The organism is Micromonospora cynarisoli, from assembly GCF_030518815.1.
GTDB lineage: Bacteria > Actinomycetota > Actinomycetes > Mycobacteriales > Micromonosporaceae > Micromonospora > Micromonospora wenchangensis.
In genome coordinates, this window is the sequence record NZ_CP130426.1 from 697429 (window position 1) to 718925 (window position 21497).

A 21497-nucleotide genomic window follows, 5' to 3' on the forward strand; every position below is an offset into this window, starting at 1 on the left:
ATGACCACCGCCGACCTGCGCATCCGGCCGGAACCCGGTTCCTTCCGCGACCCGGCCAACCGGGTCTTCCACCTGGGCGACCAGGTGCTGCGCGGCCTCGGCCCGCAGGGCGCCGCCGACTGGCAGGCGCTCGCCGGCAGCGAGTTCTTCGCCGCGCTGCTCGCCGAGGGCAAGGTCTGCGGCACCGCCCCGGTCGACCCGGCGACGCTGCCGCACACCGGGTGGACGACCGTGCTGCGGCACGAGCGCATCCCGTTCGTGTCGCACCCCTACGAGTGGTCGTTCGGCATGTTGCGGGACGCCGCCCTGCTGCACCTGGAGATCCTGCGCCGGGCCCTTGAGGCGGGTTTCACCACCAAGGACGGATCGGCCTACAACCTCCAGTGGCGCGGCGCCACCCCGGTCTTCATCGACGTCGGCTCGTTCACGCCGCTGACCGAGGGCGAGCCGTGGGCCGGCTACCGGCAGTTCTGCCAGACCCTGCTCTACCCGCTGCTGCTCCAGGCCCACCTCGGCGTGGACTTCCAGCCCTGGCTGCGCTCCCGGGTCGACGGCATCGAGGCGGACCAGATGCGCCCGCTGTTCCGGGGCATCCGCCGGCTGCTGCCCGGGGTGCCCACGCACGTGCACCTGCACGGCGCGATGCAGGCCCGCAACGCCGGGGCCAGCAGCAGCGCCGTCGCCGCCCAACTGCGTGACGCCGGCTACTCCCGGGACCTGGCGTTGGCCACCGTACGCAGGTTGGCGCGGTTGGTCCGCCGGCTGGACTGTCGGGTCGACGGCGGCCACTGGGTCGACTACCAGCGCACCTGCGGCTACACCACGGCGGACCGGGCGGCCAAGGAGGGTTTCGTCGAGGCGGCGGTGGCGGGTGTCGACGCCGGGCTGGTGCTCGACCTCGGCGCCAACGACGGCCGGTACGCGCGGATCGCCGCCCGGCACGCCGCCCAGGTGGTCGCCGTCGAGCAGGACCCGGCAGTGCTGGACGCCCTCTACCGGGCGCTGCGCGCCGAGGGCGACCAGCGCATCCTGCCGCTGGTGATGGACCTCGCCGACCCGTCGCCGGGCGGCGGCTGGCGGGGGGTGGAACGGGCCGGGTTCGCCGACCGCGCCCACGCCGACGTGGTGCTCGCCCTCGCGGTGGTGCACCACCTGGCGATCGGCCGCAACGTGCCGTTGGCCGAGGTGGTCGGGCAGTTGGTCGGCTACGTCCGGCCCGGTGGGCGGCTGGTGGTGGAGTTCGTCCACCCGCAGGACCCGATGGCACGGCGGCTGTTGGCGAACAAACCGGCAGGTCTTTTCCCCGACTACCACCGCGACGAGTTCGCCAGGCTGCTCGCCGCCCGCTGCCGGGTGGAGCGGCAGCAGGAACTGCCCTGCGGCACCCGGACGCTCTACCAGGCGGTGGTGGGTGGCTGAGCCGGCCCCGACCGGCACTGCGGTCCGGCGGTCGGCACCCGCCGCGCCGCCGGTCCCGGACGGAACGCCCGCCCCGGCCGGCTGGCGGGTGGAGCTGCGCCGGGCGGGTGAGGTGGTGGCCCTGGTCGGCCTGGTGGTCACCCAGCCCCTGCTCGACGTGCTCGGGCGCAGCCCCGACTTCTTCCTGTTCCACCGGGCCACCAGCGGGGACGTTCTCGCGCTGGTGGCGCTTGTCGCGCTGGTGCCCGGTGCCGCCGTGGTGCTGCTCGGGGCGTCGACCCGGCTGGCCGGGGTCCGGGTCCGGGCGGGTGCCCACACGGTGGTCGTCGGGCTGCTGCTGGCCGCGTTGGCGGTGCAGGTGGGCCGGCAGGTGACGCCGCTGCGGGGCGTACCGCTGCTGGTGGTGGCGGCGCTGGTCGCAGCGGGCGGGGCGGTGGCGCACCGACGCTGGTCGGTGCTCGGCCGGGTGCTGCGGGTGGCCGCCCTCGGGCCGCTGGTCTTCGTCGGGTTGTTCCTGTTCGCCTCGCCGGCCTCGGCGGTGGTGCTGCCGCGCGCGCACGAGGGTGCCGCCGGGGTGGCCGGGCCGGGCTCGCACCCGCCGGTCGTCATGATCGTCCTGGACGAGTTGCCGCTGGTGTCGCTGCTCGGCCCGGACGGGCGGATCGACGCGGCCCGCTACCCGAACTTCGCCGAGCTGGCCGGCGGGTCGACCTGGTACCGCAACGCCACCGGGGTCAGCGGGTGGACGCCGTACGCGCTGCCGGCGATGTTGACCGGTCGCTACCCGTCGACCCCGGCCGCCCCGCACTACTCGCAGTACCCGGACAACCTCTTCACCGCCCTCGGCGGGCTGTACGACATCCGCGCGCAGGAGAGCATCACCCGGCTCTGCCCGCCCAGCCGCTGTGACCAGCCGGTCGCCCCCGAGCAGGGGCTCGGCGTGCTGGTGCGGGAGAGCGGCGCGCTGCTGGGCCGGATCGCCGCCCCGGTGGACAGCCGCATCGACCCGCAGGAGTCGTACCGGGAGCAGACCGCCGCCGAGGTGGGCCTGGACGCCGCCGAACCGGTCCCGGCCGACCCCAAGTTCCGCTGGGACAGCCTGAACGACAACCAGCCGGCCCGGTTCACCAGTTTCCTGGCCGGGCTGCGCCCGGCCGCCCGGCCGACCCTGCACTTCCTGCACCTGCTGATGCCGCACCCGCCGTGGGCGTACCTGCCCTCCGGGGCGCGCTACGACGCGCCGGACGACCTGCCCAACGACGGGGCGGGGTGGGTGGAGCTGGCGCGGGCCCGGCACCTGGCCCAGCTGCGGTACACCGACCGGCTGCTCGGCGAGACGCTGCGCACGCTGCGCGCCACCGGCCTGTACGACAAGTCGCTGGTCGTGCTCACCGCCGACCACGGGGTGAGTTTCACCCGGGACTGGCAGGGCCGGGGGTTGGACGCGATCACCCACGCGCCCGGCGAGGTGGCCTGGGTGCCGCTGTTGGTCAAGGAGCCCGGCCAGCGCGCCGGCCGGGTCGACGACCGCAACTGGGAGCACGTCGACCTGCTGCCCACCATCGCCGACGAGGTGCACGTGCGGGTCCCGTGGCGGCTCGACGGGCGCTCGGCGAAGCAGCCGCCCCGGGAGCGGACCGAGAAGTACTTCTACGACCGGCCCGGTGAGCGGGTGGTCCTTCCCGGCGGGGTGCCGGCCCGCCAGGCGCCACCCGCCCCGCATCCGCTGGTGGGCACGACGGTGGGGGAGAAACCGTCGGGCGGCACCGCCTCGGTGGCGCACCTGGGCGCGTTCGACCACGTCGATCCGGGGTCGGGGGAGTTGCCGGCCCTGCTGTGGGGCACCGTGCCCCGACAGGTGCCGGACGGCACGCTGCTCGCGGTCGCGGTCAACGGCCGGATCGGGGCGGTCGTCCCGGTGGTGCCCAGGGACCAGGGAGGTCGCCGGTTCGCCGCGTTCCTCCCCGACGACCATCTGTTCCGGGCCGGGGCGAACCGGTTGGACATCTACCGGGTGGGGGCCGACGGCGCGTTGCGCCGGCTGACCCTCTCCTGAGCTTTCGTCGGCTTTCGCCGCTTTCCACCGTGCCGTTCCCGGCGTCCGGTCGCGGGTGACCCGCCCGCGCCGGGACGGGTTTCCGCGCCGCCGGGTCGGGAAACGGGTGACGCATACCTCACCGCAGAACCACGGCGGGCGGTATCCCCGCGACCGCGATTACGGTAAAAGCGAAGGCAATTCAACGAAGATTCGCCGGCGAAGCGAGGAACCACATGACGGAAGTCAAGCTCGACCACCCCGGTGGGCAGCTTTCGATGCCGGTGCAGGGCGCGGTCGAGGGCCCTGCGGGCATCGGGGTCAGTAAGTTGCTCAAGGAAACCGGGATGACAACATACGACCCTGGTTTCGTGAACACCGCATCCTGTTCTTCCGCGATCACCTACATCGACGGTGACGCGGGCATCCTGCGGTACCGCGGCTACCCGATCGATCAGCTGGCCGAGAAGTCCTCCTTCCTGGAGGTCTCGTACCTGCTCATCTACGGTGAGCTGCCAACACAGCAGCAACTGACCGAGTTCAGCGAGCGGATCCGGCGGCACTCCCTGCTGCACGAGGAGATGCGCCGGTTCTTCGACGGCTTCCCCCGGGACGCCCACCCGATGGCCGTGCTGTCCTCGGCGGTCAGCGCCATCTCCACCTTCTACCAGGACAGCCTGGACCCGTTCGACTCCGAGCACGTGGAGATGTCGACGGTCCGGCTGATGGCGAAGGTCCCCACCATCGCCTCGTACGCCTACAAGAAGTCCATCGGTCAGCCGCTGCTGTACCCGGACAACTCGCTGGGCTACGTGGACAACTTCCTGCGGATGACCTTCGGCGTGCCCGCCGAGCCGTACGAGGTCGACCCGGTGGTGGCCCGGGTGCTGGACATGCTGTTCGTCCTGCACGCCGACCACGAGCAGAACTGCTCCACCTCCACCGTCCGGCTGGTCGGCTCCAGCAACGCCAACCTCTTCGCCTCGGTCTCGGCCGGGGTGAACGCCCTGTTCGGCCCGCTGCACGGCGGGGCGAACCAGGCAGTGCTGGAGATGCTGGAGAAGATCGAGGCCGACGGCGGCGATGTCGCGTCCTTCGTCCGCAAGGTCAAGGACAAACAGGACGGCGTGAAGCTGATGGGCTTCGGCCACCGGGTCTACAAGAACTACGACCCGCGCGCCGCCATCGTCAAGAAGGCCGCCCAGGACGTCCTCAACCGGATGGCCAAGCCGGACCCGCTGCTGGACCTGGCCATGCAGCTGGAGGAGATCGCGCTCGCCGACGACTTCTTCGTGTCCCGCCGGCTCTACCCGAACGTGGACTTCTACACCGGCCTGATCTACAAGGCCATGGGCTTCCCCACGAAGATGTTCACGGTGCTGTTCGCGCTGGGCCGGCTGCCCGGCTGGATCGCCCAGTGGCGTGAGATGATCAGCGACCCGGAGACGAAGATCGGCCGCCCCCGGCAGATCTACACCGGCGCCCCGGAGCGGGAGTTCACCGCGATCGGGCAGCGCTGACCCTCCCGGCCACGCACGGAGGCCGCCGACCCGTCACGGGTCGGCGGCCTCCGTCGTGGATGCTGCGGGCTCAGCGCAGACCGGCGGCGACGAGCAGGTTGCCCCCCGGGATCGGGGCGGTGACCCGGCCGGTGGCCATCCGCTGCTCGGCACGCTGCGCGGTGAACGCGGCGTCCCCGGCGATCGCCGAGGCGTACGCCGTCGCGGTGCGCTGGGCGATCGCCGACCAGCCGTACTGCTCGTGGACCATGGCGCGGGCCCGGCGGGCGAGCACCCGGGCGCGTTCCCGGTCGGACAGCAGCGCGTGCACGGCCTCGGTGAGGTCGGCCGGGTCCTCCGGGGCGAAGGTCACCCCGGTCACCCCCGGCTCGACGATCTCGGCCAGCCCACCGGTCTCGGCGACCGCGAGCGGCGCGCCGGCCGCGGCCCCCTCCAGGGCGACCATCCCGAACGGCTCGTAGATGCTGGGCACCGCGAAGCAGTCCGAGGCGGCCATCACGGCCGGCAGGTCGGTGCCGCCGAGGAAGCCCGGCATGGCGACCGTGCCGCCCAGCCCGAGCCGGTGCACCTCGGCCTCCAGCTCGGCCCTGTACGGCCCGTCGCCGACGATCACCGCGCGTAGGCCGGGGTGCCGCTCGCGCAGCCGGGGCAGGCCGGCGAGCAGATGCTGGACGCCCTTCTCGTAGACCAGCCGCCCGGCGAAGGTGACCAGCGGCCCGTCCCCGGCGAACCGGGCGCGGGCCGAGGTGACCGCCGAGGCCGGCACCTTCCACCGGTGCGGCTCGACCCCGTTGGGCACCACGTCGACCCGGCCGATCGGCACGTCGAACAGCGCGTTGACCTCGTCGCGCATGTACCCGGAGCAGACGATCACCCGGCCGGACTCGGCGGCCAGCCACTGCTCCACCCCGTGGATGGTGCGGTTCATCTCGCCCGGCAGCCAGCCCTGGTGCCGACCGGCCTCGGTGGCGTGGATGGTGCTGACCAGCGGCACGTCCAAGTGCGCGCGCAGCGTCATGGCGGTGTGCGCGACCAGCCAGTCGTGGGCGTGGATCACGTCGTACGCGCCGGACTCGGCGGCCCGCAGCGCGGCCCGGGTCAGGGTGTGGTTGAACGCCATCGTCCAGGCCAGCAACGAGTCGGTGGCCAGCGGGAAGGTCACCGGGTCCTCGGCCGCCCGGACGATCCGCACGCCGTCGGCGTACTCCTCCAGCGGCGCGCCGTCGGTGTGCCGGGTGACCACGGTGACCTCGTGCCCGGCGGCGGCCAGCGCCACCGACAGGGCGTGCACGTGCCGGCCGAGCCCGCCCACCAGCACCGGCGGGTACTCCCAGGAGAGCATCAGGATGCGCCGGGTGCGTGGGGGCACACCGGAGCCGCCGCCCTGCTGGGGGATCGAGGGCCGGGAGGTGGGGGTGGGCCGGCAGGTCCGGTCCACAGCGGTCGCGAGCTGGTCGCCGACCCGCAGGGTGGTCACATCGATCTCCGTCCGTGCACACGGGGTCGCGCCGGCAACGATGGCGGCGGAAGGGATGGTGGGGATGGCCGGGGCCGAGGGCGGACCCACCCGCGCGGGCGGGTCCGCGTCAAGCAAAGGGCATCACGCGGCCCGGCGCATCTCGAAAGGGCCTATCGTGACGGACGACACCCGACGGTGCGTGACCCCTCGGACGGGTGGATGTCGGGCGCCGTCCGAACGGGTGGATTGGCCGGACCGGGCGCGGGGCATCAGTGGCGTGCGCACCGGAGGTCTCCGACCCGGCCGGTGTGCTCATGATCATGGCCTAAGGAGCGACATGCAGGTCTGGCCGGGTGAGCGTTATCCCCTGGGCGCCACCTATGACGGGATGGGCACCAACTTCGCGATCTTCTCGGAGGTCGCCGAGAAGATCGAGTTGTGCCTCTTCGACGAGTGGGACACCGGCGCCGAGCGCCGGGTCGAGCTGCGTGAGGTCGACGCGTACGTCTGGCACGCGTACATCCCCGGGATCGAGCCGGGCCAGCGGTACGGCTACCGGGTGCACGGCCCGTACGACCCGGCCAACGGGGTCCGGTGCAACCCGCACAAGCTGCTGCTCGACCCGTACGCCAAGGCGGTCGACGGGGAGGTCACCTGGGACCCGGCGGTCTACGACTACGAGTTGGGCGGCGACCCGGACCGGATGTCGCAGACCGACTCGGCCCCGTTCATGCCCAAGTCGGTGGTGGTGAACCCGTACTTCGACTGGGGCAACGACCGGCCGCCGCGCACCCCGTACCACCACTCGGTGATCTACGAGGCGCACGTGCGTGGGCTGACCATGCGCCACCCCGGCATCCCGGAGGAGCTACGCGGCACCTACGCGGCGATCGCCTCCCCGGTGATGATCGACTACTTCCGGCAGCTCGGGGTGACCGCCGTCGAGCTGATGCCGGTGCACGAGTTCGTGCACGACCACCGGCTGGCCGACCTGGGCCTGCGCAACTACTGGGGCTACAACAGCATCGGCTTCTTCGCCCCGCACCACGGCTACTCGGCGTTGGGCCGGCTCGGCCAGCAGGTGCAGGAGTTCCGGGGCATGGTCAAGGCGCTGCACGCCGCCGGCATCGAGGTCATCCTCGACGTGGTCTACAACCACACCGCCGAGGGCAACCACCTGGGCCCCACGCTGAGCTTCAAGGGCGTCGACGCCCCCAGCTACTACCGGCTGTCCGAGGAGGACCGACGCTACTTCGTCGACTACACCGGCACCGGCAACAGCCTCAACGTGCGCAGCCCGCACTCCCTCCAGCTGATCATGGATTCGCTGCGGTACTGGGTGACCGAGATGCACGTCGACGGGTTCCGCTTCGACCTCGCCGCCACCCTGGCCCGCGAGTTCTACGAGGTCGACCGGCTGTCCACCTTCTTCGAGGTGGTGCAGCAGGACCCGGTGGTCAGCCAGGTGAAGCTGATCGCCGAACCGTGGGACGTCGGCCCCGGCGGCTACCAGGTCGGCAACTTCCCGCCCCTGTGGACGGAGTGGAACGGCAAGTACCGCGACACGGTGCGCGACTTCTGGCGCGGTGAGCCGGCCACCCTGGCCGAGTTCGCCTCCCGCATCTCCGGCTCCGCCGACCTCTACCAGGACGACGGTCGCCGCCCCTTCCACAGCATCAACTTCGTCACCTGCCACGACGGGTTCACCCTCAACGACCTGGTGTCGTACAACGACAAGCACAACGAGGCCAACGGCGAGTCCAACCGCGACGGCGAGGGGCACAACAGGTCGTGGAACTGCGGCGTCGAGGGGGAGACCGACGACCCCGGCGTCACCGCCCTGCGGGCCCGGCAACGACGCAACTTCCTGGCCACCCTGATGCTCTCCCAGGGCGTGCCGATGATCGGCCACGGCGACGAACTGGGCCGCACCCAACGCGGCAACAACAACGCCTACTGCCAGGACAGCGAGCTGGCCTGGGTGGACTGGGAGCACGCCGACGACGAGCTGCTCGACTTCGTCCGGCGGCTCACCGACTTCCGCAACCGGCACCAGGTGTTCCGCCGCCGCCGGTTCTTCACCGGCCTGCCGGTGGGCGGCCGCAACGCCGAGGCGGGGCTGCCGGACCTGGCCTGGTACACCCCCGACGGCCGGGAGATGACCGGCGAGGACTGGGGCAACGACTTCGGCCGTTCGGTGGCCCTGTTCGTCAACGGCGACGGCATCCCCGAACGCGGCCAGTACGGTCAGCGGCACCGGGACTCCTCGTTCCTGCTCTGCTTCAACGCCCACGACGCGCCGCTGGACTTCACCCTGCCCGGGGCGGAGTTCGGCCAGCGGTGGGAGCTGGTGATCAGCACCGCGGAACCGGAACCGGAGAAGCCGACGGTGGTCGAGGCGGGCGGCGCGGTCTGCGTGCCGGACCGCTCCCTGGTGGTCCTGGAGAGGACGGTCTGACATGCCCGCACAGCCCCGACCCGACTCGACGGCGACTGTCGGGTCGACCTACCGCGTCCAGGTCCGACCCGGGTTCGACCTCGACACCACCGCCGCGCTGGCCGACTGGCTCGCCGCGCTGGGCGTCACCCACCTCTACACCGCGCCCCTGCTCACCGCCGCTCCCGGCTCCGCGCACGGCTACGACGTGGTCGACCACCGCGCCACCAACCCGGAGCTGGGCGGGGAGGCCGGCCGGCAGCGGCTGGTCCGGGCGTTGCGGGCGGCCGGGCTGGGCCTGGTCGTCGACATCGTGCCCAACCACGCCGGGGTCGCCCAGCCGGCGGCAAACCCGGCCTGGTGGGACGTGCTGCGCCGGGGCCGGGCGTCGGCGTACGCCGACTGGTTCGACATCGACTGGGAGCGGGGCCGGCTGCTGCTGCCGGTGCTCGCCGACAGCCCCGACGCCGTCGACGACCTCAAGCTGGTCGACGGGGAACTGCGCTACCACGAGCACCGGTTCCCGGTCGCCGACGGCACCGCCGACGGCAGCCCCCGTGAGGTGCACGACCGGCAGCACTACGAGTTGGTCTCCTGGCGGCGCGGCGACACCGAGCTGACGTACCGCCGGTTCTTCGCCGTGTCCGACCTGGCCGGGCTGCGGGTGGAGGACCCGGCGGTCTTCGACGCCACCCACGCCGAGGTGCTGCGCTGGGTGGCCGCCGGTGAGGTCGACGGCATCCGCGTCGACCACCCCGACGGCCTGCGCGACCCGGCCGGCTACCTGGCCCGGTTGCGCGCCGCCGCCCCGCACGCCTGGCTGGTGGTGGAGAAGATCCTGGAGTACGGCGAGGAGCTGCCGGACTGGCCGGTCGACGGCACCACCGGCTACGACGCGCTGGCCGCGGTGTGCGGGCTGTTCGTCGACGGGCGCGCGGAGGGCGACTTCACCGCCCTCGACGCCCGGCTCACCGGTCACCACACGTCCTGGCAGGACCTCACCCACGCCACCAAGCTGGCGGCCGCCACCCGGCTGCTCGCCGCCGAGCTGGGCCGGCTCGCCGCCCTCGCCCCCGACCTCGACCCCGACGCCACCCGGGCGGCCCTGGCGGAGCTGGCCGCCTGCTTCCCGGTCTACCGGGGCTACCCGCCGCACGGGGCCCGGCACCTGGCCGCCGCCCGCGCCGAGGCGGGTCGCCGCCGACCCGACCTCACCGCCACCCTCGACGCGGTGACCGCCCTGCTGCGGCGTCCCGAGCACGAGCTGGCCGCCCGGTTCCCGCAGCTCACCGGCGCGGTGATGGCCAAGGGGGTGGAGGACACCGCCTACTACCGGTGGAGCCGGTTCGTGGCGTTGAACGAGGTCGGCGGCTCACCCGCCCACTTCGGCGTGCCCCCGGCGGAGTTCCACCGGTTCGCCGCCGCCCGGCAGGTCCGCTGGCCGGCGGGCATGACCACGCTGTCGACCCACGACACCAAGCGCGGCGAGGACGTCCGGGCCCGGCTCGCCGTGCTCGCCGAGCTGCCGGCCCGCTGGGCGGAGCAGGTCGGCGACTGGACGGCGCGCGCGCCGCTGGCCGATCCGGCCTTCGCCCACCTGGTGTGGCAGACCGCCGTGGGCGCCTGGCCGATCGACCGGGAGCGGCTGCACGCGTACGTGGAGAAGGCGGCCCGGGAGGCGTCGGTCGCGACGAGCTGGGCCGACCCCGACCCGACCTTCGAACACGCGATGCACGCCCTGGTCGACCGGATGTACGACGACCCGCAACTGCACGCCGAGATCACCGCGTTCGCCGACCGGATCACCCCGGCCGGCTGGTCCAACGCGCTCGGGCAGAAGCTGGTGCAGCTCGCCATGCCCGGGGTGCCCGACACCTACCAGGGCACCGAACTGTGGGAGAACTCCCTGGTCGACCCGGACAACCGCTGCCCGGTCGACTTCGCCGTACGCCGGGAGCTGCTGGCCCGGCTCGATGCCGGCTGGCAGCCGGCGGTGGCCGCCGACGGCGCGGCCAAGCTGCTGGTGGTCTCCCGCACGCTGCGGCTGCGCCGCGATCACCCGGAACTGTTCGACGGCTACCGGCCGGTGGCCGCGCACGGGTCGGCCGCCGCGCACGTGGTCGCCTTCGACCGGGGTGGGGCGGTCGCGGTGGCCACCCGGCTGCCGGTGGGGCTGGCCCGCGACGGCGGCTGGCGCGACACCCGCCTGTCGATGCCCGGCGACAGTGTTACCGACGTGTTCACCGGACAGGTCTACAGTGGTTCTGAGCTGCTCCTTCATGATCTGCTGAACACCTATCCGGTGGCTCTGCTCGCGCCCACCGCCGTGCTCGCGCCCACCGCCCTGCTGGCTCCCACCGACCCCGCGGAGGCTGCCGCATGACCGAGTTCACCGTCTGGGCGCCCGACGTCGCCCGGCTCCGGCTGCGCCTGCCCGGCGTCGCCGATTACGACATGCGGGCCGGGCCGGACGGGTGGTGGCGGGTCGAGGTGCCCGACGCCGGCCCCGGCACCGACTACGCGTTCCTGCTGGACGACGAGGACACCCCGCTGCCCGACCCGCGCTCGACGTGGCAGCCGGCCGGGGTGCACGGGCCGAGCCGACGCTACGACCACGCCGCCTTCGACTGGACCGACCAGGGCTGGACCGGCCGGCAACTGCCCGGCAGCATCCTCTACGAGCTGCACATCGGCACGTTCACCCCGGAGGGCACCTTCGACGCGGCGATCGACCGCCTCGACCACCTGGTGGACCTCGGCGTCGACCTGATCGAGCTGCTCCCGGTCAACGCGTTCAACGGCGAGCACAACTGGGGCTACGACGGGGTCTGCTGGTACGCCCCGCACGAACCCTACGGCGGGCCGGACGGGCTGAAACGGCTTGTCGACGCCGCCCACGCCAAGGGCCTGGGGGTGATCCTCGACGTCGTCTACAACCATTTCGGGCCCTCCGGGGCCTACGCGCCGAGCTTCGCGCCGTACCTGAGCGAGCAGAGCAACCCGTGGGGCCGCACGGTCAACCTGGACGGCCCGCACTCCGACGGGGTGCGCCGCTACATCATCGACTCGGTGCTGATGTGGCTGCGCGACTACCACGTCGACGGCCTGCGGCTCGACGCCGTGCACGCGATGCCCGACACCCGGGCCACCCACGTGTTGGAGCAGGTGGCGGTCGAGGTGGAGTCGCTCGCCACCCATCTGGGCCGCCCGCTGTCGCTGATCGCCGAGTCCGACCTCAACGACCCCCGGCTGATCACCGCCCGGGAGGCCGGCGGCTACGGCCTGCACGCGCAGTGGAACGACGACGCCCACCACGCCCTGCACACCCTGCTCACCGGGGAACGGCAGGGCTACTACGGCGACTTCGGCTCGCTGGAGTGCCTGACCGACGTGCTGACCGGGGCGTTCTTCCACGCCGGCACCTGGTCCAGCTTCCGCAACCGCACCCACGGCCGCCCGGTGGACCGGCACACCGTCCCCGGGCACCGGTTCGTGGCGTACCTGCAGAACCACGACCAGGTCGGCAACCGCGCCACCGGCGACCGGATCTCCGCCGGGCTGTCGCCCGCGCTGCTGCGGGTCGGGGCGATGCTGCTGCTGACCGCGCCGTTCACCCCGATGCTGTTCATGGGGGAGGAGTGGGCGGCCAGCACCCCGTGGCAGTTCTTCACCAGCCATCCGGAGCCGGAGCTGGCGGCGGCGGTGGCCACCGGCCGACGGCGCGAGTTCGCCGCGCACGGCTGGCCGCCCGGCGACGTGCCCGACCCGCAGGACCCGCAGACCTTCCGACGCTCCCGGCTCGACTGGGCCGAGCTGGACAAGCCCGAACACCGCGAGATGTACGAGTTCTACCGGCGGCTGATCGCGCTGCGTAAGAACCGGGCCGACCTGTCCGACCCCCGGCTGCACCGGGTGGAGGTACGCCACGGCGACCAGTTCCTGGTGGTCCGCCGGGGCGGGTGTCTGGTGGTGGCGAACCTCGCCGGCCGGCCGCAGCGGGTCACCCTGCCCGGGGTGGCCCGCCGGGTGCTGCTCACCACCGGCGAGGGCGTCACCGTGATGCGCGACCGGGTGGAGTTGCCGGCGGAGACGGCGGCGATCGTGGCGCTCTGAACGCGACGGCGTTTCGCGGCCCGGCGGTGGTCGGTGCCGGCTGCGGCGGCGTCGGGGATCGCGACCGTACCTGTCCCGCGACCGGTCGTCACGCTGTGTCGCGGGTGCGGCGGACCGTGATGCGGGCGGCAGCGGTATGCCTGTCCGTCATGTTCATGCCCGTGTGTCATGAGCCTGAGTGCACACAGGTACTCCCCGGGCCCGACCTCGTATCTCCCGTGCAGTACCCCCACGAGGCAGTAGGCGAACAGCTTCCTGCGGGCGCTCGCGGGCGGCGGCCCGCCTCCACCCTGGGGAGGAGACGACCTCCGACCGGTGGCCGCGACCGGGGCTTCCGGTCGGACGCGGTCGGGCCGCCGGCCGGCGAACGTCTACAGGCATGACTGACCTGATGTCCCGGGCGGCCGGACGGCACCGCCCCCTGGTTCTGCTCACCGCCGCGATGGCGGTGCTCGCCGTGGTCGCGGCCGTCGGCACGCTCGCCGATCCACGGGTGCTCACCGGCGTGCCGATCTGGCTCAAGCCGTTCAAGTTCTCGGTGTCCTTCGTGCTCTACGCGGCCACCCTCGCCTGGATGCTGGCCCAGCTGCCCCGCCGCAGCCGGGTCGGGGAGTGGGCGGCCAGCGTGGTGGTGGCCACGGCCCTGGTCGAGATGGTGGTGATCGTCGGGCAGGTGGTGCGCGGCACGACCAGCCACTACAACGAGACCAGCCCGCTCAACGCCGCGCTCTGGCAGGTGATGGGCGCGGCCGTCATGGCGCTGTTCGTCGCGCACGTCGTCGTCGCGGTCACCCTGCTGGTGCGGCGGGCCGGGGACCGGGCCACCCGGTGGGCGATGGGGTTCGGGCTCGGCGGGTCCGCCCTGGGCATGCTGGTGGCGGTGCCGATGACCCAGCCCGGGCAGGCGCCGGCCGAATCCGAGGGGATCACCGGGGCGCACAGCGTGGGGGTGCCCGACGGCGGGCCGGGGCTGCCGATCCTCGGCTGGAGCACCACCGGGGGCGACCTGCGGATCGGGCACTTCGTCGGGCTGCACGCCATGCAGGCGCTGCCGATCCTCGCCTTCCTGCTGCGCCGCTACCTGGGCCGCTGGCTCGACGAGCGGGACCGGGTCCGGCTGCTGGCCGTCGCGGGCACCGGGTACGGCGTACTCACGCTGCTGTTGACCTGGCAGGCGCTGCGCGGGCAGCCGCTGCTGCGGCCGGACCTGACCACGCTCGTCGCGCTGGCCGCCCTGGTGGCCGCGACCGCGCTCGCCGGGACGGCGGTGGTGGTGTCCCGGCGGCGTCGCCCGGAACTGGCGCTGGCCGCGTGACCACCACCCACCCGGCGGGTCCTGCGCCGGCCCTGCGGTCCGTAGGCTGACCGACGTGGGTTGGCTGGGACGGCTGTTCGACACGCGGGACACGCTGGTGCGGATGGTCCTGCTCGATCTCAGCGGCCTGTGCTACCTCCTGTTCGGCACCAGGACCGGGCAGCCGCCGACGGGCCGGCAGTGGGCGCTCGCGGTGGCCGCCTTCGCCGTCGCGTTGCTGGCCCACCGCCGGCCGCTGCTCAACCTGACGGCGCAGACCGCGCTGCTGGTCGCCGCGATCGTCGTCCTCGACGACACGACGATCAACCAGGTCGGGGCGAGCTGGGCGCTGCTCGAACTGACCATGCGGTCGCGGCGTCCCCGCACCGGGTGGTGGGCGGCCGTGGGGTTGACCGTGGTCGCGGCGTTCGACCCGTCCGGGCACACCGGCCGGGGGGTCACCGGCACGGTGTTCGGGCTGCTGGTGGACGTCGGCCTGCCGCTGCTGATCGGCACGGTGGTGCGGACCAACCGCGAACTCGGCAGGCAGGCCGACGAACGGTCCCGGGCCGAGCACCTGCACCGCGAGTCGGAGCAGCGGGCGGCGCGCGCCGACGAACGCAGCGCCATCGCCCGCGAGCTGCACGACGTGGTCGCCCACCACGTGGCCTCGATGGTGCTGCGCGTCGGCGTCGCCCGGCACGTCCTCACCGACCTCGACCCCCGGGTGGGTGCCGTCTTCGACGACGTGCACGCCACCGGGACGGCGGCGCTGGCGGACCTGCGCGGGCTGGTCGCGGTGCTGCGCGACCCCGACGTGGCGCACGGCGACGCGACGTCGACCGCGATCGAGCCGTCCGCGCTGCCGGCCGCGCTCGGGGCGGCCGTCGACCGGGCCCGGCAGGCCGGGGTGACGGTGGAGGCGGACGTCGCCCCGGCGGTGGGCACCCTCGACGCGGTACGCGGGCTGGCGGTGCTGCGGTTGACCCAGGAGGCGCTGACCAACGTGGTGAAGCACGCCGGAACGTCCGCGCGGGCGCGGCTGACCGTGTCGGTGGTCGACGACGCGGTCCACTGGGAGGTGGTCGACGACGGGCGGGGCTGGGCGCCGGCAGCGGTGCCACCCGGCGGCGGGCACGGCCTCACCGGTATGCGGGAACGGGTCGAGGTGCTCGGCGGGCGGCTGGACGCCGGCCCCGCCGGCACCGGGTGGCGGGTCCGCACGGTGCTGCCCGCCGTGGCGTCCGCCGCCGCCGGCCCGTACCCGGCGCAGCGGTCGTGATCCGGGTGCTGCTGGTCGACGACCAGCACCTCATCCGCGCGGGCCTGCGCATGCTCTGTGACGCGCAGCCGGACATCGCGGTGGTCGGGGAGGCCGACAACGGCCGCGACGCGGTCACCCTGGCCGCCCGGCTCGTCCCCGACGTGGTGGTGATGGACCTGCGGATGCCCGGCGTCGACGGGATCACCGCGACCGGCCGCATCCTCGCCGACCGGCCGGCGACGCGGGTGCTGGTGCTGACCACGTTCGGCGACGACGACCACCTCTATCCCGCGCTCACCGCCGGGGCCTGCGGATTCCTGCTCAAGGACGCCCCACCCGGCGACCTGGTCGACGGCGTACGTCGGGCCGCCGCCGGCGGCAGCCCGTTCAGCGAGGAGGTGTTGCAACGGCTGGTCCGGCGGGCGGTGCACGCCCGCGCCGAGCCGCCCCGGCCGGTGGCCGGGCTGACCGCCCGCGAGCAGGACGTGCTGGCCCTGGTGGCCGAGGGGCTGTCGAACACCGAGATCGCCGACCGGCTGCACATCGGTGTCACCACGGTCAAGACCCACATCACCAGCCTGATGACCAAGACGGACAGCCCGAACCGGGTACGCCTGGCGCTGTTCGCCAGGGGCGGCTGACCGCGTACCCGCGAGGGCCGACCGCGCCGCCCGCCCGGGGCGGTGTCGGTCGGCCCGGCTATCCTGCGCGACGCCGGGGCGTGCCCGGCGGGGTACGGGTGGGAGGTCGGGTGATGGTCGGGGAGTCGGACCCGGTGGCGTTTCAGGTAGCCGTCCGCGCGGTGGCGCAGGAGACGGGCGCGGGCCGGATCGCCGCCCTGCGTGGCCTCGGTGAGCTGGTGGCCGGCCGCCCCGGGCTGCGGCCCCGGGCGGTCGCGGCGCTCGCCGACGGGCTGCGGGCCCCGGTGGGGGCCGACGGGTGGGACGCCGACGCCCGGCGAGAGGCGGGCCTGGTGCTGGCCACGCTGCTGCGCCCGGCGGCGGAGGCCCCGGCCGGGCCGGCGGACCCGACCGGCGATCCGGAACCGCGACCCGCCGTCGACCTCGACCTGCGGGCGGCCACCCTGGTGGACCTCGACCTCTCCTGCGCGGTGCTGGGCGCGGCCCGGTTCGCCGACGCCCGGTTCCTCGGGACCACCTCGTTCGACGACGTCCGGTTCACCGGCGACGCCGACTTCGCCCGCACCGTCTGGCACGGGCCGGCCCGGTTCGCCGGGGCCCGGTTCCTCGGCCATGCCGCGTTCGGTCGGGCCCGGTTCCGCGCCGACGCCGACTTCACCGGGGCCCGCTTCACCGCGTTCGCCTGGTTCGGCCGGGGCGAGGACGAGCTGTGGGAGGACGACCCGGCCTGGGAGACCATCGAGGAGATCTCCCCGGCCCCCTGGGACGAGCCGAACGAGGACGATCCGCACTGGCCCGTCGCGGTGCTGATGGGTGACTACCAGGAGTGGAGCGAGGGCGGCGACGGTGCCCGGTTCGTCGGGCCGGTGTCGTTCCGGCAGGCCCGCTTCGCCGGTCCGGCCTGGTTCTTCAAGGCGCGGTTCGCCGCCGCCGCGACGTTCCGACAGGCCCGGTTCGCCGGGCCGGTCCATCTCGACCAGCCCACCGTGGACCTCACCGGCGCGACCTGGGGCGGTACGGCCGACGACGGGCCGGTGTGCTGGCCGCTCGGCTGGACGCCGGCACCGGCCGGGCCGGACGGGGCGCAACTGGTGCCCGACGATGCCGTCCGCCCGTACGCGGGTCAGCTCGCCGACGCCGACCCGGACGTGCGCCGGGCCGGGCTGGCCGTCCTCGCCGACCTCGGCGACGCCCGCCCGGAGCTGCGGCAGCGGGTGGTGGACGCGGTCTGCGGCTACCTGCGTACGCCGCTGTCGTTCGACCTGGCCGGGCCCCGCACCGACGGGCAGGCCGCCGAGCTGGAGCTGCGGCGCACCGCGCAACGGATGCTCGCGGCGCGGCTGCGTCCGGCGACGCACACCCCGGGCGGGCCGCCGCACTGGCCGGGAACGGACCTCATGCTCTGCGGGGCCACCCTGGTCGACCTCGACCTCGGCGGTTGCCACGTCGGCCACGCCGATTTCACCGGAGCCCAGTTCCACGGCGACACCGGGTTCGCGGGGAGCGTCTTCACCGGGGCGACCTTCCGGCTCGGCGGCGGCGACGGGCGGGCGTCGTTCCACGGTCCGGTCAGTTTCGCCGGGGCACGGCTCGACCGTCGACGCGGTGTGCGCGAGGTCCTCGGCGAGGTGGCGGGTCACGCCGGGGTGGTGATCGACGAGGCGGCGTCACCCCCGGGGTGAGCGCCGCCGCGCGGCCCGGTGCGCTTGGGGCGGGTGTCGCGCGGTCCCGCCACCGGCCGCGTCGTCCCGGCCGGGCACGGTCAGCCGGTCACCCGGGCGACGAACGCGGCGACGTTCGCCGTCATCCGCTGGACCTTCTCCTCCGTGGTGAGCGATTCCTGCATCCGGGTGCCGGGGCCGGCGTCCTTGCGTCCGCGTACGTAGAGCGGGCAGGCGAGGTCGGTGCAGAGGTAGGTGCCCACCGTGTTGCCCTGCTGCCCGGCCTTGCCGGCCCTCGGCGCGACCATCAGGCTGACGCCGGCGGCGGGGGTGGTCAGGCAGATGGCGCACATGCCGCGCGGTGGCTGCCTGGTGGTCGGGGTGGGGCAGCGCAGCACCAGGGCGGTCCGCCGGCCGTCCACCTCGGTGACGAGGTAGGCGCGGTCGGGGGCGCGGGGGTCCCGCCAGCCGAGGTAGTCCAGGTCGGGCCAGGGGCGGGCGGCCAGGTCACGGGGGACGTACAGCCGCTTGCTCTCGCCCTTGGTGCAGTTGACGAAGGCGGAACGGATCTCCTGCTCGGTCAGTGGCTCCATGACGGCCACGGTAATTTGCCTAAAATCTTTAGGCAAACGCATAATAAGTTATGGCACGTGCGGGCTTGACCACCGACCGTCTCACCCGGGCCGGCGCTGAGCTGGCCGACGAGGTCGGATTCGACCAGGTGACCCTCTCCGCGCTCGCCCGGCGCTTCGACGTGCAGGTCGCGAGCCTCTACGCGCACGTGCGCAACTCCGGGGACCTGCGCACCCGGATCGCCCTGCTCGCCCTCGACGAGCTGGCCGTCCGGGCCGCCGACGCCCTCGCCGGTCGGGCCGGCCGGGACGCGCTGGCCGCCCTCGGCGGCGTCTACCGCGACTATGCCCGCGAGCACCCGGGCCGGTGGGCCGCCGCCCAGCTCAGGCTCGACCCGGCCACGGCCGCCGCCAGCGCCGGCAGGCGGCACGCCGAGCTGACCCGGGCCATCCTGCGCGGCTACGACCTGCGCGAACCCGACCAGACCCACGCGGTCCGGCTGCTCGGCGGCGTCTTCAACGGCTACGTCAACCTCGAACTGGGCGGCAGCTTCGACCACAGCGCCCCCGACACCGGGCAGACCTGGACCCGGGTCCTCGACGCCCTCGACGCCCTGCTGCGCCACTGGCCGGCACCCTGAACGGCCCCGACGGGCGCTACCGCAGCACCCGGAAGACCCGTACGCCGATGCCGATCGCGCCGATGACCAGCAGGCCGCCCAGCAGTTGGAGCCCGGGGGAGTCGTCGGACTCGCCGAGCACGACGCCGACCACCCCGGCGGCCAGGAGCACGGCGGCGGCGAGGGTGAGCAGGTACCTCACGGCGTCGGCTCCCCGTCGTCGACGAATTCGAGCAGGTCGCCCGGCTGGCAGTCGAGCACCCGGCAGATCGCCTCCAGGGTGCTGAACCGCACCGCCTTGGCCCGGCCGTTCTTCAGCACGGCCACGTTCGCCGGGGTCAGCCCGACCCGCTCGGCGAACTCGCCGACACTCATCTTGCGTTTGGCCAGCTCGACGTCGATGCGTACGACGATGGGCATCAGATCACCGCTTCCATGTCGGAGCGCAGCGTGGTGGCCTGGCGCAGCAGCGCCCGCATCACCACCATCAGCAGCCCGAGCACGGTGGCCCCGACGGACAGCAGGAACAGCAGCATCGGCAGGCCGGGGTCGTCGGCGTGGAACCCGACGTAGAGGAAGACGCCCACCAGCGTCAGCCACCCGGCGGCGATCGCCCAGACGATGGCGTCCACCCAGACCAGCGCGGGCTCGCTGAAGATCCGGTCGTTGCGGACCAGGGTGAGCAGCCGCCAGGTGGCGACGATCACCACCTGGACGCAGAGCACCCAGAACACCGTCACGGCGGTGGCCGGCCAGCGCAGGTACGCCTGCTCGGGCGACTCGCGGGCCAGGTGGGCGAACTGGCCGGGCAGCGACATGGTCTGGAACAGCACCAGCACCGCGAACAGGACCACGAGAAAGACTCTGAGGGCGGTGACCGCCCAACGTGCCGTCGTCATGTATCGACTATCACTCGTAACCTATCGAAAGTCAATCGGTCATCGGCCACTCGTGGACCGGTAGGTTGCTGTGCATCAGCTCGACGTACTGGCGGACCACCTCGCGCAACGCCTCCGGCCGGTCGAGGTGGTCGGCCGACTCCAGCCGGTGCAACGTCGCCACCTGCCAGCTCGCGCCGTTGCGCCCGGTCAGGCAGCGCCGCTCGATGATGCCCAGCAGCCGGTCACGTTCGGCCGGGTCCACCCCCCAGCGGTCCAACCCCTGGTGGGCCAACGGCAGCAACCGGCGCAGCACCAGCTCCGTCGCCGGCAGGTAACCCAGCCCCGGCCAGTACACCTGCGCGTCGATGCCGTGCCGGGCACCGCTGGTGAAGTTCTCCTCCGCCGCGCTGAACGACATCTGCGACCACAGTGGCCGGTCCGCCTCGGCAAGCGCCCGGACCAGCCCGAAATAGAACGCGCCGTTGGCGATCGTGTCCACCACCGTCGGCCCGGCCGGCAGCACCCGGTTCTCCACCCGCAGGTGCGGGCGGCCCTTCCACACGTCGTACACCGGCCGGTTCCAGCGGTAGATGGTGCCGTTGTGCAACCGCAGCTCGGCCAGCCTCGGCACGCCACCTGCGGCCAGCGTCTCGGCCGGGTCCTCCGGGTCGCACACCGGCAGCAGCGCCGGAAAGTAGCGAACGTTCTCCTCGAACAGGTCGAACACGCTGGTGATCCAACGCTCCCCGAACCAGACCCGCGGGCGTACCCCCTGGGCCTTGATCTCCTCGGAGCGGGTGTCGGTGGCCTGCTGGAACAGCGGCACCCGGGTCTCGCGCCACAGCTCCCGACCGAAGAACAGCGGCGAGTTCGCGCCCAGTGCCACCTGGACCCCGGCGATGGCCTGGGCGGCGTTCCAGTAGCCGGCGAAGTCGGCCGGGCTGACCTGGAGGTGGAACTGGGTGCTGGTGCAGGCCGCCTCCGGGGTGATCGTGTCGGCCGTGGTCGCCAGCCGCTCCACCCCGCTGATCGCGATCCGCAGATCCTCGCCCCGGGCGGCGAAGATCTGCTCGTTGAGCGGCGCGTAGCGCGGATTCGACGACAGCGCCCCGGCGGTCAGGTGCCCCGGCTCCAGGGTGGGCAGGATGCCGATCATCACCATGTGGGCGTCGACCGTGCGGGCCTTGTCCTCCGCGGCGTTCAGGCTGGCCCGTACGTGAGACTCGAACTCGGCCGTGCCGGTGCCGACCAGCCGCCGGGGCGCGACGTTGATCTCCACGTTGAACTGGCCCAGCTCGGTCTGGAAACTGGGATCGGCGACGGCGGCGAGCACGTCGGCGTTGCGCATCGTCGGCCGGGAGTCGTCGTCGACCAGGTTCAACTCGATCTCCAGGCCGGTCATCGGCCGCTCCACGTCGAACCGGGACTCCCGCAGCATCTCGGCGAAGACGTCCAGACACCGGCGGACCTTCTCCCGGTAGCGGGCCCGGTCCTCCCGACTGAACGTGCGCGCTCCGACTTCCTCGCCCATGGTCACCGTCCTGTCACCGTTGGTCCCGACAAACCTCGCACGTCCCGGGC

The 21497-nt window shown here is 73.3% G+C and carries 17 protein-coding genes; 11 read left to right on the forward strand and 6 right to left on the reverse strand.

Translation table 11 applies throughout. The annotated features are described in order from the left end of the window. The 3 genes from Q2K16_RS02680 (at nucleotide 1) to Q2K16_RS02690 (ending at nucleotide 4974) form a co-directional block, all read left to right on the forward strand. Nucleotides 1-1419: a class I SAM-dependent methyltransferase gene (locus Q2K16_RS02680; RefSeq protein ID WP_302743363.1), complete on the forward strand. Its 1419-nt coding sequence runs from the start codon at nucleotides 1-3 to the stop codon at nucleotides 1417-1419. Further along, nucleotides 1412-3475: a sulfatase-like hydrolase/transferase gene (locus Q2K16_RS02685; RefSeq protein WP_302743364.1), complete on the forward strand. Its 2064-nt coding sequence runs from the start codon at nucleotides 1412-1414 to the stop codon at nucleotides 3473-3475. The genes Q2K16_RS02680 and Q2K16_RS02685 overlap by 8 nt, the downstream gene beginning before the upstream one ends. A 215-nt stretch (nucleotides 3476-3690) precedes the next feature. Continuing rightward, nucleotides 3691-4974, forward strand: a complete 1284-nt coding sequence (locus Q2K16_RS02690) for a citrate synthase (protein WP_145920362.1) — start codon at nucleotides 3691-3693, stop codon at nucleotides 4972-4974. A gap of 70 nt (nucleotides 4975-5044) precedes the next feature. On the opposite strand, the gene Q2K16_RS02695 is transcribed toward Q2K16_RS02690, so the two are convergent. Next, the gene (locus Q2K16_RS02695; protein ID WP_302743365.1) at nucleotides 5045-6451 is read right to left on the reverse strand and encodes a glycosyltransferase family 4 protein; all 1407 of its coding nucleotides are present in this window, start codon (nucleotides 6449-6451) and stop codon (nucleotides 5045-5047) included. 319 nt (nucleotides 6452-6770) lie between these two features. Between Q2K16_RS02695 and glgX the strand changes: the two genes are divergently transcribed. From glgX to Q2K16_RS02730, 7 genes are all read left to right on the forward strand, one after another. Then, complete coding sequence (glgX, locus tag Q2K16_RS02700; RefSeq protein WP_302743366.1) at nucleotides 6771-8891, forward strand: glycogen debranching protein GlgX; 2121 nt, start codon at nucleotides 6771-6773, stop codon at nucleotides 8889-8891. A 1-nt stretch (nucleotide 8892) separates the two neighbouring features. Beyond that, the gene (treY, locus tag Q2K16_RS02705; protein WP_302743367.1) at nucleotides 8893-11253 is read left to right on the forward strand and encodes a malto-oligosyltrehalose synthase; all 2361 of its coding nucleotides are present in this window, start codon (nucleotides 8893-8895) and stop codon (nucleotides 11251-11253) included. Continuing rightward, the gene (gene treZ, locus Q2K16_RS02710) at nucleotides 11250-12983 is read left to right on the forward strand and encodes a malto-oligosyltrehalose trehalohydrolase (RefSeq protein WP_302743368.1); all 1734 of its coding nucleotides are present in this window, start codon (nucleotides 11250-11252) and stop codon (nucleotides 12981-12983) included. The genes treY and treZ overlap by 4 nt, the downstream gene beginning before the upstream one ends. Before the next feature lie 379 nt (nucleotides 12984-13362). Beyond that, nucleotides 13363-14298, forward strand: coding sequence for a hypothetical protein (locus Q2K16_RS02715; protein ID WP_302743369.1), 936 nt, complete (start codon nucleotides 13363-13365; stop codon nucleotides 14296-14298). A 55-nt stretch (nucleotides 14299-14353) separates the two neighbouring features. Beyond that, nucleotides 14354-15559, forward strand: a complete 1206-nt coding sequence (locus tag Q2K16_RS02720; RefSeq protein WP_302743370.1) for a sensor histidine kinase — start codon at nucleotides 14354-14356, stop codon at nucleotides 15557-15559. Beyond that, on the forward strand, nucleotides 15556-16182 hold the full coding sequence (locus Q2K16_RS02725) for a response regulator (RefSeq protein WP_302743371.1): 627 nt from the start codon (nucleotides 15556-15558) through the stop codon (nucleotides 16180-16182). The genes Q2K16_RS02720 and Q2K16_RS02725 overlap by 4 nt, the downstream gene beginning before the upstream one ends. 134 nt (nucleotides 16183-16316) lie before the next feature. After that, a complete protein-coding gene (locus Q2K16_RS02730) occupies nucleotides 16317-17864 on the forward strand; it encodes a pentapeptide repeat-containing protein (RefSeq protein ID WP_302743372.1) in 1548 nt (515 codons plus the stop codon). 80 nt (nucleotides 17865-17944) lie between these two features. On the opposite strand, the gene Q2K16_RS02735 is transcribed toward Q2K16_RS02730, so the two are convergent. Next, nucleotides 17945-18436: an FBP domain-containing protein gene (locus tag Q2K16_RS02735; protein WP_302743373.1), complete on the reverse strand. Its 492-nt coding sequence runs from the start codon at nucleotides 18434-18436 to the stop codon at nucleotides 17945-17947. A gap of 65 nt (nucleotides 18437-18501) precedes the next feature. Here Q2K16_RS02735 and Q2K16_RS02740 point away from each other — a divergent pair, with 65 nt between their 5' ends. Next, complete coding sequence (locus tag Q2K16_RS02740; protein WP_302743374.1) at nucleotides 18502-19056, forward strand: TetR/AcrR family transcriptional regulator; 555 nt, start codon at nucleotides 18502-18504, stop codon at nucleotides 19054-19056. Nucleotides 19057-19072: 16 nt separating this feature from the next. Here the strand turns inward: Q2K16_RS02740 and Q2K16_RS02745 are convergent, their stop codons facing one another. The 4 genes from Q2K16_RS02745 to Q2K16_RS02760 are packed head-to-tail and all read right to left on the reverse strand — an operon-like array spanning nucleotide 19073 to nucleotide 21447. Then, complete coding sequence (locus tag Q2K16_RS02745; protein WP_302743375.1) at nucleotides 19073-19237, reverse strand: hypothetical protein; 165 nt, start codon at nucleotides 19235-19237, stop codon at nucleotides 19073-19075. Further along, nucleotides 19234-19455, reverse strand: a complete 222-nt coding sequence (locus Q2K16_RS02750; RefSeq protein WP_088645242.1) for a helix-turn-helix domain-containing protein — start codon at nucleotides 19453-19455, stop codon at nucleotides 19234-19236. The genes Q2K16_RS02745 and Q2K16_RS02750 overlap by 4 nt, the downstream gene beginning before the upstream one ends. After that, the gene (locus tag Q2K16_RS02755; RefSeq protein ID WP_302743376.1) at nucleotides 19455-19934 is read right to left on the reverse strand and encodes a DUF2975 domain-containing protein; all 480 of its coding nucleotides are present in this window, start codon (nucleotides 19932-19934) and stop codon (nucleotides 19455-19457) included. The genes Q2K16_RS02750 and Q2K16_RS02755 overlap by 1 nt, the downstream gene beginning before the upstream one ends. 31 nt (nucleotides 19935-19965) lie before the next feature. After that, nucleotides 19966-21447, reverse strand: coding sequence for a glutamate-cysteine ligase family protein (locus tag Q2K16_RS02760; protein ID WP_302743377.1), 1482 nt, complete (start codon nucleotides 21445-21447; stop codon nucleotides 19966-19968). Nucleotides 21448-21497: the final 50 nt, after the last annotated feature.

Excerpts from the sequence above, each read along its gene's own strand:
- Q2K16_RS02680 (WP_302743363.1), top strand. The coding sequence starts at position 1 with ATGACCACCGCCGACCTGCGCATCCGGCCGGAACCCGGTTCCTTCCGC.
- Q2K16_RS02690 (WP_145920362.1), top strand. The coding sequence starts at position 3,691 with ATGACGGAAGTCAAGCTCGACCACCCCGGTGGGCAGCTTTCGATGCCG.
- glgX (WP_302743366.1), top strand. The coding sequence starts at position 6,771 with ATGCAGGTCTGGCCGGGTGAGCGTTATCCCCTGGGCGCCACCTATGAC.
- treY (WP_302743367.1), top strand. The coding sequence starts at position 8,893 with ATGCCCGCACAGCCCCGACCCGACTCGACGGCGACTGTCGGGTCGACC.
- treZ (WP_302743368.1), top strand. The coding sequence starts at position 11,250 with ATGACCGAGTTCACCGTCTGGGCGCCCGACGTCGCCCGGCTCCGGCTG.
- Q2K16_RS02715 (WP_302743369.1), top strand. The coding sequence starts at position 13,363 with ATGACTGACCTGATGTCCCGGGCGGCCGGACGGCACCGCCCCCTGGTT.
- Q2K16_RS02735 (WP_302743373.1), bottom strand. The coding sequence starts at position 18,436 with ATGGAGCCACTGACCGAGCAGGAGATCCGTTCCGCCTTCGTCAACTGC.
- Q2K16_RS02750 (WP_088645242.1), bottom strand. The coding sequence starts at position 19,455 with ATGCCCATCGTCGTACGCATCGACGTCGAGCTGGCCAAACGCAAGATG.
- Q2K16_RS02755 (WP_302743376.1), bottom strand. The coding sequence starts at position 19,934 with ATGACGACGGCACGTTGGGCGGTCACCGCCCTCAGAGTCTTTCTCGTG.
- Q2K16_RS02760 (WP_302743377.1), bottom strand. The coding sequence starts at position 21,447 with ATGGGCGAGGAAGTCGGAGCGCGCACGTTCAGTCGGGAGGACCGGGCC.